We start from the raw sequence: 13,271 nt of genomic DNA on the forward strand, positions 1-13,271 counted from the left end.
CCTAGGAGACCGCCGGGCAGCGCTGTGTCGCGGGTCGCGGTTGCCAGAGCAGGCCACCGCTGATCAGCAAGCCGGAACCGGCGGTCACCAGCGCCAATTGCAGGCTGGCGCTGAAGTGACTGCTCAGGGCCGCCAGCAACGGGCCGCTCAATTGCCCCGCGGCAAAGCAGGCGGTGAGCAGACCGGCGTTGCGCTGGGCCGACTGCGGCGCCAGTTCCCGGGAACGCTGCATCACCAGCTGCATGCAAGCCAGGAACGGTGTGCCGCACAGCAACACGCCCAAGACCAACCCCAGGCCGCTGTCCAGCAGGCAGGCAAAGACCCCGGCGGCTTGCAGCCACAGGGTCGCCATCAACCATTGGCGAGTACTGTGCGGGGTGTGCCGGCGCAGGCTGACCAGGGCCACTCCCAGGGCGGCAGCCAGGCCGAAACCGGGCCAGAACAGATCGGCTTGCCACTGACCTTGAAAGCGCGCGCTGGCCATTTGCGAAAGAAAGGTCGCCGGGATGATGTAGCCCACCCCGTACAAGCCATAGACCAGCCCCAGGCGGCCCACGCTCTGCTCATTGCCTCTCGAGTCCTGGGCGGCCGGACTGAGGTTTTTCGAGGCCTGTGGCAGGATCGGCAGGATCACCAGCAGCATCAGCAGGGCCACCAGCCCATACAACAGCCACAGGTTGGCGGAGCCTTGGCCCAGCAGGTTGGAGCCCAGGGCCAGCAGGCCGGTGAGCATGATGCCCAGCCCGGGACCGGCGAACACCAGGGCTCCCAGGCGTGGCCGGCCCGCCGCCAGCGCCAGGGGCTGGCTCAGGGCGGTGATCATCACCAGCACCCAGGCACTGGCCACGCCCGTGCCGAAGCGCAACAGCAGGTGCGGCCAGAAGCCCTGGGCCCAGAATGAGGCCAGGGTCAGCAACACGCACAGCCACAGTCCACCCAGCAGCCGTGCCCGTACCTGTTTCGGCTGGCGGGCGAACATGGCGTCCAGTGCACCGCAGAAGTAGCCCAGGTAGTTGGCGGCGGCAATCAGGCCGGCGGCGGTCAGGTCGACCTGGCCTTCGCCGATCAGGTGCGGCAGCTGAGGAGTCAAGGCAAAGCGGCCAATGCCCATGGCCATCATCAGGGCAATGAAACTGGCGAGCAGGCGCAGCAGCGGGGACATGGTGGGGGTTCCATCGGCAAGGACAATGACCGTCAGGCTAGGACTGATTGACTTTCTGTAAAAATGAATAATAGTGAGTAACTTGTTCAGTTTTGGAGAATGTCATGGAGTTCAGCCAACTGCGCATCTTTCAGGCCGTGGCCGAGGAAGGTTCCATCACCCGGGCCGCCGAGCGCCTGCACCGGGTGCCGTCGAACCTCTCGACCCGGCTCAAGCAGTTGGAGGAGCAACTGGGCGTCGAGCTGTTCCTGCGCGAGCGTCAGCGCTTGCAACTGTCGCCGGCGGGCAAGGTGCTGCTCGATTACGCCGCGCGGCTGTTCGCCCTGCACGATGAAGCCCATGCCGCGGTACAAGGCGGTCAGCCGGCCGGGGATTTCGTCCTGGGCACCATGTACAGCACGGCGGCGATTCATCTGCCGGCGCTGCTGGCGCGTTACCACCGGACCTATCCGGCGGTGAACCTGCAGGTGCAGTCCGGGCCCAGTGGCGAGCTGCTGGAAGGCCTGCTCAGCGGGCGCCTGGACGCGGCCCTGGTGGATGGCCCCCTTGAATTAGCAGGGCTGGATGGGGTGCCCTTGTGCGATGAGACCCTGGTGCTGATCAGCGAGGCCGATCACCCGCCGGTGCGCACCGCCCGGGATGTGGAGGGGCGTGCGGTGTTCACGTTTCGCCAGGGTTGCGCCTATCGCATGCGCCTGGAGTCCTGGTTCGCCCACTATCACGCGGCGATGGGCCGGGCCATGGAGATCGAGTCCTACCAGGGCATGCTGGCCTGTGTGATCGCCGGTTCCGGGGTGGCGCTCATGGCCCAGTCGATGCTCGACAGTCTGCCGGGGCGCGAAAGCGTGGCAGTGCATGCCCTGGCCGAGCCGTTCGCCCAGACCACCACCTGGCTGATGTGGCGCAAGGGCATGCTCGGGGCCAACCTCAATGCCTGGATCGAACTGCAGCAGGGGGCCGCCGGGCAGGCGCCACAGGCGCTGCGGGCCAATGGCTGAATAGCCTTGGCCGATTCGCTTCAATCCAGTAACAGTTCATTGCTATTGCGAGGCAGCGCGCGGGAAAAGTTAGGACTATTATCTGCTTGAGGCGGCGCAGTATCGCCGCTCGGCACGACCCTGAGGGGGCACTATGAAAGACAAACTGCAAAGCTGGCTTCACGACCTTGGCGTCGCACTGGGCCTGATCGAGCCACCGCTGCAACCGGTGCCGATTCCTACCGACGAAGAACTGCGGCGGCGTCAGCAACGTCGTCGTTGAGCTCGAGGCGAGAGCGGAGTGCAGACTCCGGCTCTCGTCAGTGTTTTCTGGCCGGCAGTCGCTCGGCCACCCACCCGGGACAATCGGGTCAATCCTGATTTTGCCGGGACTTTTCCAGCAACCATTGCACCAGGTCGCCGACCTTTTCCAGGCGCCAGAGCGCTCGCTGCTCTTCCCGGGGGGAGATGCAGAGGTCGAACCTGTCCTCCAGGCGCCAGAGCAGCGCTTCGATATCCTCCCTGTCCAGCCCGAGTGCCTGCAGAGTGCTGTGGTCATCGAAGTCGATGAGTTCACCCAGTCCCCGGCGGATAAGCAGGTGCACGGCCACGCGCGCTTCGGCCCGATTCATCGCGTTGCTCCCGAGGGATTAGCGGGTCAGGCGGGGCGGGCAGCGTCGGCGCGGGTCTTTTCCAGAATCACCTGGCTGAGCTCGCTGATGGAGTTGATTCGGTACAGATCAAGCTCCGGATCAAGGCGAATGTTGAACTCGCATTCCAGGCTGTAGAGCAGGGCCTTGAGGTCCAGGGAGTAGGTGTTCCGGGCGCGGGCCTGGCAGGGGGGGATTGGCCACTTCTGGGCCATCTGGGTCTCGATGGCGTGGCGGATGCTTTGCTGGATGTCGAAACGGTCCATAAACACCTCGGGGCAGGGGAGAGGTTCTTATTGTTTTATGACCCCGTCCAAGGGTGAAGCGATAGCGTGCCCTAAGGCTGCCAGCGATCCTTGTACTGTTCAGGAACAGTCGTCGCTGAGTCAGATTACAGCACAGGTTTTTTCCGGCGGTGGTGACCACTCGTCCAGTGGCTGGCTTCCGGGATCGAGCTGCAGGCCACGCCATCCGGCGTTGTGGCACTTTTTCGTGGACGAAAAAAAACGGATGCGGCCACCGACGCCGCACCCGTCGAAGAAAAGCTTCAGGCGTCCGACTTCAGGTCAGATCGCGTTGGCCAGAGGCGCCGAGCGCCGGGAAACCAGGCTCACCACCACGAAACTCACCAGGCCCACGGCCAGGCTGTAGTAAATCGGCGTGTTGGCATCCAGGCCGTCCTTGAACATGAACACCAGGGCGGTGACGAAGCCTAGACCCATGCTGGCGATGGCGCCGGCGGTGGTGGCGCGTTTCCAGAAGATGGCGCCGATCAGCGGGATCAGCATGCCGCCCACCAGCAGGTTGTAGGCCAGGGTCAGGGCGCTGATCACGTCGTTGACCACCAGGGCGATGCCCAGCACCACGATGCCGGTGAGGAAGGTGAACAGGCGGTTGATCCCCAGGCTCGATTGTTTGCCGCCCCGCAGTCGTGGCAGCAGGTCTTCGGTCAGGGTGGTGGAGGCGGCCAGCAGGCCGGCGCTGGCGGTGGACATCATCGCGGCCAGGGCGGCGGCGATCACCAGGCCGCGGATACCGTCCGGCAGCGAGGCTTTGACGATGGCGGCGAAGGCGTTGTTGACGTTGTCCAGGTCCGGCAGCAGGACGTGGGCAGCCATGCCGATCAGGGCACAGGCCAGTCCGTAGAGGATGCAGTAGAAGCCCGCCAGGGTACCGGCGTATTGCGCGACTTTCTCGGTCTTGGCGGTGAACACCCGTTGCCAGATGTCCTGGCCGATCAGGATGCCGAAGAAGTAGATCATGAAGTAGGTGATGATGGTGTCCCAGCCAATGGTGGTGAAGCTGAAACTGGACGCCGGCAGCTTGGCCACCAGCTCATCCCAGCCACCCACGCGGTACAGGCAGATCGGCAGCAGGATGAACATCAGCCCCACGGTCTTGATCACGAACTGGACGATGTCGGTCAGGGTCAGGGACCACATGCCGCCGATCGCCGAATAGACCACCACCACGCCGCCGCCCAGCAGGACCGAGATCCAGAACGGCAGGCCGAACAGCACTTGCAGCACGGTGCCGATGGCGAGGATTGAGGTCACCCCGATCATCAGCGCATAGGCCAGCATGATCACCGCACTGGCCTGGCGGGCCATGGGGTTGTAGCGCTTTTCCAGGACCTGGGTGACGGTGAAGATGCGCAGCTTGAGCAGCGGCTTGGCCAGCAGCAGGTTCAGGGCAATGATCCCCGCGCCCAGGGCGGCGCACAGCCAGAAACCGGAAATGCCGTGGACGTAGCCCAGGCGCACGGTGCCGACGGTGGAGGCGCCGCCCAGGACCGTGGCAGCCATGGTGCCCATATACAGGGTCGGCCCCAGGTTGCGTCCGGCCACCAGGTAGTCCTCGTGGGTCTTGGCCTTGCGCATGCCGTAATAGCCGAGCACGAGCATGCCGGCGGCATAGATGAGTACGACAAATAGATCTAAAGCCATGGTGGCGTGTCTCCGATTATCTTTTTTATGTGAAACAAACAGGTCAAGCGGGCTTGGGTGGGAGCCGGCTGTTCAGCGAAGGAGTCTTCAAACCTTGTGCAAGGTTCAAGGCCCGTTCGCCGGCAAGCCGGCTCCTGCGGTAATCAGGCGGTTTGGCGCTGGGAACGGCGCTGGGCTGTCTCGGTTGTTTGACTGCGTGGGTCGTTGGGGCCGTACACCGTTGCCGGTTCCGGGAACAGGCTCAGCAGGATCAGGTACACCAGGGACGCAAGCCCCAGAGTCACTGGCAGGCTGATGTCGATGCCGTCGGCGAGGTTGCCCAGGGGGCCGACGAACTGCCCCGGCAGGTTGACGAAGCACAGGCCCACCAGTGCACTGGGAATCCACGCCCCCAGCCCGCGCCAGTTCCAGCCGTGCTGGAACCAGTAGCGGCCGCCGCGCTCGCCGCGGGTGAAGACTTGCAGGTCGTCCGGGCAGTAGTAGCCGCGACGTACCCACAGGCCGATGAGCATGATCACCATCCAGGGAGTGGTGCAGGTGATGATCAGCACGGCGAAGGTCGACACGCTCTGCACCAGGTTCGCCGCAAAGCGCCCGATGAAGATGAAGGCAATCGACAGCACCCCGATCAGCAGGGTCGCCTTGACCCGCGACAGCACCCTCGGGAACACGCTGGACATGTCCAGCCCGGTGCCATACAGCGAAGTGGTGCCGGTGGACATGCCGCCGATCACCGCAATCAGGCACACCGGCAGGAAGAACCAGCTCGGCGACACCGCCAGCAGGCCGCCGACGTAGTTGTTGGCGGCGATGTAGTCCGGCGCCTTGATCGCAACGATGGTGGCTGTGGCCAGGCCGAACAGGAACGGGATCAGGGTGGCGAACTGTGCGGCGATCACCGCCAGCATGATTCGACCCTTGGGGGTCTCCCGGGGGATATAGCGCGACCAGTCGCCGAGGAAGGCACCGAAGGAGATCGGGTTGCTCATCGCCACCAGCGCGGCCCCGATAAAGGCGGCCCAGAATCCGGCCTGGCCCAGGGCCACGGTGCCGGCAAAGTGGCTATCGAAGGCCGGCGCGAAGGCGAAGACTCCCAGCAGGAACAGCAGGCTGGCGGCCCACACGGCGATGCGGTTGACCCACAGCATGAAGCGGAAGCCGTAGATGCACACCGTCAGCACCAGGATCGCGAACAGGCCGTAGGCCAGGCCCAGGCTCAGATCGGTTTCCGGCAGGTCGATCAGGCGTTTGGCGCCGCCGATCAGCGCGTCCCCCGAGCTCCAGACCGAGAGTGAGAAGAAGGCGATGGCGGTCAGCAACGACAGGAACGAACCGACAATCCGTCCGTGCACACCGAAGTGGGCACCGGACGACACGGCGTTGTTGGTGCCGTTGATCGGCCCGAACAGTCCCATGGGGGCCAGGATCAGCGAGCCCAGGGTCACCCCCAGGACAATGGCCCAGACCCCGGCCTGGAACGACAGGCCGAAGAGTACCGGGAAGCTGCCCAGCACCGCAGTGGCGAAGGTGTTGGCGCCGCCGAAGATCAAGCGAAACAGGTCGCCGGGGCCGGCGTCACGCTCGTGGTCCGGGATCTGTTCAACCCCGTTGGTTTCAATGCTGCTAAGGCTTTTTTCTTTGTTGTTGTTATTCATGATCTGCTCCGATCACATTGGCTAAGGGGGTGGCAGCCCTTCCGGCATAGCGGACAAATGTTCGTGACAGGCCAGCCATAGGCCTTGTTGTTGTTTGCGAAACACAATGGTTTCGCGTTCCTGGCTGAAGTGTTGCTCCCCTTGCATGCGCAGCTGTGTGGCCACGTCATGAATAAACACGGCGACGTCACCCTGCAGGCTGACGACGGCGTTGCTCGAGGTGCACGAAAGCACCTCGAAACCCTGCTCGGCGCGCCATTGATCCCACAACGCCTGGTAGGCATCGCGCGACAGCAGTGGCTGAGCAAGGGTGTAGAAGACGAAGCTGGCATCGCTGCTGAACGCCGCGAAGTAGGCTTCGCGGTCGTTGCGGGCAAAGGCCGATACCAGTTCGGCTGCGGCGTTGAGGACGTTCTCGTGCTCGCTCATGGCCGGGACTCAGCGATGGGCTACGCCAGGCAGTACGCAGAGCATTTCGTACAGCAGGTTGGCGCCCAACAGCGAGGTGTTGCCGGTGGTGTCATAAGGTGGCGAGACCTCCACCAGGTCGCAGCCCACCAGGTCCAGGCCCTGGCAGCCACGGACGATCTCGATGGCCTGGATGGTGGTCAGGCCGCCGATTTCCGGGGTGCCGGTGCCCGGAGCCCAGGCCGGGTCGATGCCGTCGATGTCGAAGCTCAGGTACACCGGACCATTGCCGACTTTCTCGCGGACTTCGGCCATCAAAGGTTCCAGGGACTTGTGCCAGCACTCTTCGGCCTGGACCACACGGAAGCCCTGTTTGCGGCTCCAGTTGAAGTCTTCGGCGGTATAGCCCTGGGCACGCAGGCCGATCTGCACCACGCGGTCGCAGTCCAGCAGGCCTTCTTCCACCGCACGGCGGAAGGTGGTGCCGTGGGCGATCTTCTCGCCGAACATGTGGTCGTTGACGTCCGCGTGGGCATCGATGTGCACCAGCCCGACCTTGCCGTGTTTCTTGTGGATGGCCCGCAGGATCGGCAGGGTGATGGTGTGGTCGCCGCCCAGAGTCAGGGGGATCACGTTGTGTTCGAGGATGCCGTCGTAGGCCTCTTCGATGATGCGCACCGCATCCAGCAGGTTGAAGGTGTTGATCGCCACGTCACCGATATCGGCCACCGACAGTGAGTCGAACGGGGCGGCACCGGTGGCCATGTTGTATGGGCGGATCATCACCGATTCGGCGCGGATCTCCCGTGGGCCGAAACGGGTGCCGGCGCGCAGCGAGGTACCGATGTCCAGGGGCACGCCGACGAACGCAGCGTCCAGGCCGGCAGCGGATTGCAGATGGGGAAGACGCATCATGGTGGCGATGCCGCCGAAGCGCGGCATTTCGTTGCCGCCCAGTGGTTGGTGGAGAATCTTGTCCACGGGATAGGCCTCATCGTTGTTTTATATTTATGGGGTCGGCGGCACAGCCCAAGCTGCCCGTACAACCGAGTGGAGCCGATTCTGCGAAATGTAGTGAGGGGAAAGAATCGCTACGAACAAATACTTAGTTCAGATTTTTCTAAACTAATGGTCGGGCTCGCGCTAGACTTCCGCGCTGCTTCCAGGGCCCTGCCTGGCGAGGGAGCGAGCACCCGCTCGGTGGCGTAGCCTCCGTTATCCGGGTTGCAGGGTCAGACTGAAAGTGCGCATGGAGGTCATCGAGGTTGCTTGGCCGCCCGGCGGGAGCAAGCTCTCTTGGCACAGGGAAGTGGTCGTTTTGCCTGTTATCGGAGCCCGTCATGGCCAACGCTTTACCTGATCTGAAACTATTGCGCATCTTCGTCAGCGTGGTGCGACATCAGGGGTTCGCCAATGCCCAGCACGAACTCAATCTCTCGACGTCGGCCATCAGCACCTACATGAGCCAGCTTGAAGGCGCCCTCGGGCTGGTGCTCTGTCACCGTGGCCGTGGCGGGTTCAGCCTGACCAGCAAGGGTGAGCTGTTCCACCAGGAAACCTTGCGTCTTCTTGGGGAGCTGGAGGGCTTTGAACAGTACGCCGCGGCCCTCAAGGGCGAGTTGCGCGGCACCCTGAACCTGGGGGTGATCGACTCCACCGTCAGCGACAAGGCCCTGCCGTTCGCCGAGGCCATCGGTGCCTATAGCCAGGAGCATCCCGCAGTGCATCTGCACCTGTCGGTGATGAGCCCCCATGAACTGCAACTGGGGGTCCAGGACAACCGCCTGGACCTGGCCATCGGTGCCTTTTCCACGCGCATGAGCGGTCTGGTGTACATGCCGCTGTACCGCGAGCAGCACTGGCTGTATTGCAGCAACCGGCATCCGCTGTACAGCGAGCGGCGCATCCCGGAGCAGGTCATCACCCAACAGCGCATGGTCGGCCGAGGCTACTGGAGCCAGGCAGAACTGGCCCGGCATGGTTTCAAGCACAGCGCGGCGACCGTCGAGAGCATGGAGGCGCAGTTGATCCTGGTGCTATCCGGCGCCTACATCGGCTACCTGCCGGAACACTACGCCCAGGCCTGGGCCGACAAGGGCGACCTGCGAGTGTTGCTGCCGGCGACCTTCGGCTACCAGGCGCCTTTCTCGATGATCATGCGTCGTGGCCGTGGTCGTGAACCCCTGATCCAGACCTTTCGCGATCTGCTCAAGGCCCAGCTCAACCAGTCATAAGGAATTTCCATGTCCAGAGCACGCTGCGAGCGTTGCCTGCGTCCCACAGGCCATTGTTTGTGCCCGCTGATCCCGGATTTGCCCAGCCGCACCCGGGTGCTGTTGTTGCAGCATCCCAGCGAGGTCAACCACGCCTTGAACACGGCGCGGCTGGCGGCCTTGGGGCTGAACAATGCGCAGTTGCGGGTGGGCGAGGTGTTCGAGGATCTGCCGGCGCTGCTCAACCGCCCGGGCTACCAGGCCCGCCTGTTGTTTCCGGCGGACGATGCCCAGCCGTTGCAGGCTTATGCCGAAACGGATGAACCGCTGCTGCTGGTGGTGCCCGACGGTACCTGGCGCAAGGCCCGTAAGCTGTTGCACCTCAATCCGCTGCTGGCGGCCCTGCCGCGGGTGACCCTGGCCGCTGCGACGCCCTCGCGCTATCGCTTGCGCAAGGCCCCGGGGCCGGGTGCGCTGTCGACCCTGGAAGCCATTGTCCAGGCGTTGCAGGTACTGGAGGCGCCGGCCTCCTTCGAGCCCTTGCTGCGCCCCTTCGAGGCTCTGATCGAAGGGCAGATCGCGGCGATGGGCGAAGACACCTACCAACGCAACCACGGCGCCAAACCCTGACCTCTTGTCTGTAGGAGCGTGCTTGCCCGCGCAAGCACTCTCAAGCCTGCTGCAAAGTCAGAGGGCCTTGCGCCGGCAAGCCGGTTCCGACCTACGCTGCAGTCAGCGTTCGCGCATGGCTTCGGTGCGGGCCTTGAGCACGGGCTTGAGCAGGTAGTCCAGTACGCTTTTCTCGCCGGTGATGATGTCCACCGTGGCCACCATGCCGGGGATGATCAGCAGTGGGTTGACGTCGCCTCCCAGGTGGTTCTTGTCGGTGCGCACCTGGATCAGATAGAAGCTGTTGCCCTTGTCGTCGGTGATGGTGTCGGCACCGATCAGTTCCAGCTTGGCACTCAGGCCGCCGTAGATGGTGTAGTCATAGGCGCTGAACTTGACCATGGCTTTCTGACCGGGGTGGAGGAAGGCCACGTCCTGGGGCCGGACCTTGGCTTCGATCAGCAGGTTGTCTTCCATGGGCACGATTTCCACCATGTCGCTGCCGGGCTGGACCACGCCGCCGATGGTATTGACCTTGAGCTGCTTGATCACGCCATGCACGGGCGATACCACCGTGGTGCGGTTGACCCGGTCGTCGATGGCGATCCCCGACGCGGTGATCTTCGACAGGTCGGTGCGTTTCGCGTTGAGTTCCTTGGCGGCATCGGAGCGGAAGGTCTGCACCGATTCGTCGATCTTGCTCTTGATCTCGTTGATGGCCGACTCGGCCCGTGGAATGGCCAGGGTGGTGGCGTCCAGGGAGCCGCGAATCTCCACCGCGCTGCGCTTGAGTCGCAGGATCTCCACCGGTGACACGGCGCCAGTGCCCACCAGCGGCGTCGACATATTCATCTCTTGATTGAGCAGAGCCAGGCTGGAGCTGTATTGCCCCTGCTTGGAGCGAAATTCCGCCAGTTCCTGGGTCTTCTGCCGCAGTTGTTCGCTGAGGGTGCGCTGTTCGCTGGCCAGGCGCCGCTGGCGCTGGTCGTACAGCGAGCGTTCGTCTTCCGCGACTTGCGGCGCCTTGCTCACCACCTCGGCGGACGGGCTGAACGGTTTGCCCTCGGCTTCGGCGGACAGCCGCTCGACCTGGGCCATCAAGGCAAAGCGATCGGCCTCGCTCTCGCCCTTGTTCGAGCGAAAGCGTGTGTCATCCAGGCGCAGCAGGGTCTGGCCCTTGTCCACCATCTGCCCCTCACGGACGAAGATCTCGGTGACAATGCCGCCTTCCAGATTCTGGATCACCTGGACCTTGCTCGAAGGAATGGCCTTGCCTTCGCCCATGGTGACTTCCTGGAGCACCGCGAACCTGGCCCATACCAGGGCACAGAGGATCAGCGCGGCGGCGATCCAGACCGTCAGCCGTGAGCCGCGGGGTGAGTCCTGCAAGGAGGCTCCGGCGGTTTCCGGCATGAATTCGCTTTCCGCGCTGCGGCGAAAACTGCCCAGGTAACCCCGGGGCGACGATGGTGTAGACATGCTCGGCACTCCTAGACGGCTGCAGAGCCGACACGGCCCTTGCGCAGTGCATCGATAACCGCGTCTTTCGGTCCGTCGGCGACAATCCGTCCTTCGTCCAGAACCACCAGGCGGTCCACCAGACTGAGCATCGAGGTGCGGTGGGTCACCAGCAGCAGGGTCTTGCCCTGGACCTTGGCGTGCAGGCGCTGACGCAGAGCGTCTTCGCTGCTGTTGTCCATGGCGCTGGTGGGTTCGTCCAACAGCAGGATCGGCGGGTCCAGCAGCAGGGCCCGGGCCAGCAGCACCGCCTGACGCTGGCCGCCGGACAGCAGTTGCCCGCGTTCACCCACCGGTCGGTCGAAGCCTTGGGGGTGCTGGCGGGCCAGCTCGGTGACCCCGGTCAGCTCGGCGACTTCGAGCATTCGGGCATCGCTGACGTAGCGCGCACCCAGGGTCAGGTTGTCCCGCAGGCTGCCGGCCAGCAGTGGCAGGTCATGGGCGACGTAGCCGATCTGCTGACGCAGGTCGGCCACATCCAGTTGCCGTAGGTCCAGGCCGTCCAGCAGCAGTTGGCCTTCCTCCGGGGCGAGAAAGCCCATCAACAGCCGGGCCAGGGTACTTTTCCCCGAGCCGCTGCGGCCGATGATGCCGACTCGCTCTCCGGGCTTGAGGCTGAAACTGATGTTGTTCAGCGCCGGGGTGCTTTGCCCCGGGTAGCGAAAACTCACTCGACTGATTTCCAGGGCGCCTTGCAGCTGAGTGCGTTCCAGAGGCCGCTGGCGGGCATCGCGTTCCTGGGGCAGGGCCATCAACGCATCGGTGCTGCGCATGGTCAGTTGTGCCTGTTGGTAGCGGGTGATCAGCCCGGCGATCTGTCCCAATGGCGCCAGGACTCGGCTGCCGAGCATATAGCTGGCCACCAGGGCGCCGACGCTGAGGTTGCCGGCGATGATGCTGTAGACCCCGGCGACAATGGTGGCCATGCCGGACAACTGCTGAATGAACAGGGTGCCGTTGGTGGCCAGGGCCGAGAGATTGCGGGCGTGGCTGTCGAGGCGGGTCAGGGCGCCGTGGGTGCTTTCCCACTTGTGCTGGCGTTCGCTTTCGGCGCTGCAGGCCTTGAGGGTTTCCAGGCCGCCGAGGGTCTCGATCAACAGCGCCTGGCGTTCGGCGCCCAGGGCCAGGCTTTTTTGCACGGTGTCCCGCAGGCGCACCTGGATCAGCATGGCGAAGACGATGGTGATGGGGAACGCCAGTACCGGGATCACCACCAGCCAGCCCCCGAGCAGGCCGATCACCACCAGCATCAGCAGGGCAAAGGGCAGGTCGATCAGGCTGGTCAGGGTCACGGCCGTCAGAAATTCGCGCAGGCCCTGGAAGTCGTGGATGCTTTGGGCGAAGCCGCCAATGGTGGCCGGCCGGGCCTTCATGTTCATGCCGGTGATGCGTTCGAACAGGGTGGCGGAGAGGATCACGTCGGTCTTTTTCCCGGCCTGGTCCAGCAGGTGTGCCCGCACCACCCGCAACACCAGTTCGAAGCCGGTGCCCAGCAGCAGGCCCAGGGTCAGGACCCAGAGGGTCGAGGTGGCCTGGTTGGGCACCACGCGGTCGTAGGTCTGCATCACGAACAGCGGCACCATCAGGCCCAGCAGGTTGATCAGGAAGCTGGCGAGAATGGCGTCGCTGTAAAGCCAGCGGGAGAGTTTCAGGGTGTCGCGAAACCAGGCATCGACCCTGGGCACCAGGGGGCTACGCAGGTCTTCGAGCTCGTGACGGGGGCGGGCGAACAGGGCCTGGCCGCTGTACTCCCGGGCCAGTTCCTCGCGGCTGACCCACTGCTCGCCACCTTCGGCCTCGCTGGGCAGGAGCAGGGCCTGGCCATCCTCGCCCCAGCGCCTGAGCACCGCACAACGACCGTCGTGGAGGATCAGCAGCACCGGCAGGTTGAGGGCGGAAATCGCCCCCAGTTCCCGGCGCAGCAGGCGTGCCTGAAGGCTGGCCCGGGCCGCGGCCCGGGGTAGCAGGTCCAGGCTCAGGCGTTGCTTGTCCAGGGGCAGGCCTGCGCTGAGGCTGCCGCGGCTGACATTGCAGCCGTGGAGTCGGCACAGGATCAGTAATCCGTCCAACAGCGGGTCATCGAAGCTGGCACGCGGATCGGCGTGCGGGCTCCCGGGTTCGAGGCTGGTCAAA

13 protein-coding genes are annotated in these 13,271 nt (G+C 64.3%); 4 read left to right on the forward strand and 9 right to left on the reverse strand.

From position 1 onward, the window contains the following. Nucleotide 1: 1 nt before the first annotated feature. The gene (locus tag P7C00_RS08595) at nt 2-1,162 is read right to left on the reverse strand and encodes an MFS transporter (protein WP_404938683.1); all 1,161 of its coding nucleotides are present in this window, start codon (nt 1,160-1,162) and stop codon (nt 2-4) included. 104 nt (nt 1,163-1,266) lie between these two features. Between P7C00_RS08595 and P7C00_RS08600 the strand changes: the two genes are divergently transcribed. Then, nucleotides 1,267-2,160, forward strand: a complete 894-nt coding sequence (locus tag P7C00_RS08600; RefSeq protein ID WP_346632049.1) for a putrescine utilization regulator PtrR — start codon at nt 1,267-1,269, stop codon at nt 2,158-2,160. A gap of 133 nt (nt 2,161-2,293) precedes the next feature. Beyond that, nucleotides 2,294-2,422, forward strand: a complete 129-nt coding sequence (locus tag P7C00_RS08605) for a PA1414 family protein (RefSeq protein ID WP_011059908.1) — start codon at nt 2,294-2,296, stop codon at nt 2,420-2,422. Nucleotides 2,423-2,510: 88 nt separating this feature from the next. On the opposite strand, the gene P7C00_RS08610 is transcribed toward P7C00_RS08605, so the two are convergent. The 6 genes from P7C00_RS08610 to speB form a co-directional block, all read right to left on the reverse strand. Then, nucleotides 2,511-2,771: an acyl carrier protein gene (locus P7C00_RS08610; protein WP_346632048.1), complete on the reverse strand. Its 261-nt coding sequence runs from the start codon at nt 2,769-2,771 to the stop codon at nt 2,511-2,513. 26 nt (nt 2,772-2,797) lie between these two features. Beyond that, entirely contained in the window at nt 2,798-3,055 is a 258-nt protein-coding gene (locus P7C00_RS08615; RefSeq protein WP_346632047.1) for an acyl carrier protein, read from the reverse strand. Nucleotides 3,056-3,355: 300 nt separating this feature from the next. Then, the gene (locus P7C00_RS08620) at nt 3,356-4,735 is read right to left on the reverse strand and encodes a sodium:solute symporter (protein ID WP_346632046.1); all 1,380 of its coding nucleotides are present in this window, start codon (nt 4,733-4,735) and stop codon (nt 3,356-3,358) included. A gap of 143 nt (nt 4,736-4,878) precedes the next feature. Further along, a complete protein-coding gene (locus tag P7C00_RS08625; protein WP_346632045.1) occupies nt 4,879-6,390 on the reverse strand; it encodes a cytosine permease in 1,512 nt (503 codons plus the stop codon). A gap of 21 nt (nt 6,391-6,411) precedes the next feature. Further along, nucleotides 6,412-6,819: a YybH family protein gene (locus P7C00_RS08630; RefSeq protein WP_404938685.1), complete on the reverse strand. Its 408-nt coding sequence runs from the start codon at nt 6,817-6,819 to the stop codon at nt 6,412-6,414. 9 nt (nt 6,820-6,828) lie between these two features. Continuing rightward, nucleotides 6,829-7,779, reverse strand: coding sequence for an agmatinase (gene speB / locus P7C00_RS08635; RefSeq protein ID WP_011059912.1), 951 nt, complete (start codon nt 7,777-7,779; stop codon nt 6,829-6,831). 359 nt (nt 7,780-8,138) lie between these two features. Here speB and P7C00_RS08640 point away from each other — a divergent pair, with 359 nt between their 5' ends. Together P7C00_RS08640 and P7C00_RS08645 are read left to right on the forward strand one after the other, a co-directional pair. Continuing rightward, nucleotides 8,139-9,032 (forward strand): LysR family transcriptional regulator, encoded by an 894-nt coding sequence (locus P7C00_RS08640; RefSeq protein WP_102878817.1) that lies wholly within the window; start codon nt 8,139-8,141, stop codon nt 9,030-9,032. A gap of 9 nt (nt 9,033-9,041) precedes the next feature. Continuing rightward, a complete protein-coding gene (locus P7C00_RS08645; RefSeq protein WP_346632043.1) occupies nt 9,042-9,641 on the forward strand; it encodes a DTW domain-containing protein in 600 nt (199 codons plus the stop codon). Nucleotides 9,642-9,743: 102 nt separating this feature from the next. Here P7C00_RS08645 and P7C00_RS08650 read toward each other — a convergent pair whose 3' ends face one another. Next, a complete protein-coding gene (locus P7C00_RS08650) occupies nt 9,744-11,099 on the reverse strand; it encodes an HlyD family type I secretion periplasmic adaptor subunit (RefSeq protein ID WP_346632042.1) in 1,356 nt (451 codons plus the stop codon). Nucleotides 11,100-11,110: 11 nt separating this feature from the next. Beyond that, nucleotides 11,111-13,270 (reverse strand): type I secretion system permease/ATPase, encoded by a 2,160-nt coding sequence (locus P7C00_RS08655; protein ID WP_404938687.1) that lies wholly within the window; start codon nt 13,268-13,270, stop codon nt 11,111-11,113. Nucleotide 13,271: the final 1 nt, after the last annotated feature.

It is taken from the genome of Pseudomonas sp. JDS08PS003 (genome assembly GCF_045013505.1).
Classification (GTDB): domain Bacteria; phylum Pseudomonadota; class Gammaproteobacteria; order Pseudomonadales; family Pseudomonadaceae; genus Aquipseudomonas; species Aquipseudomonas protegens_B.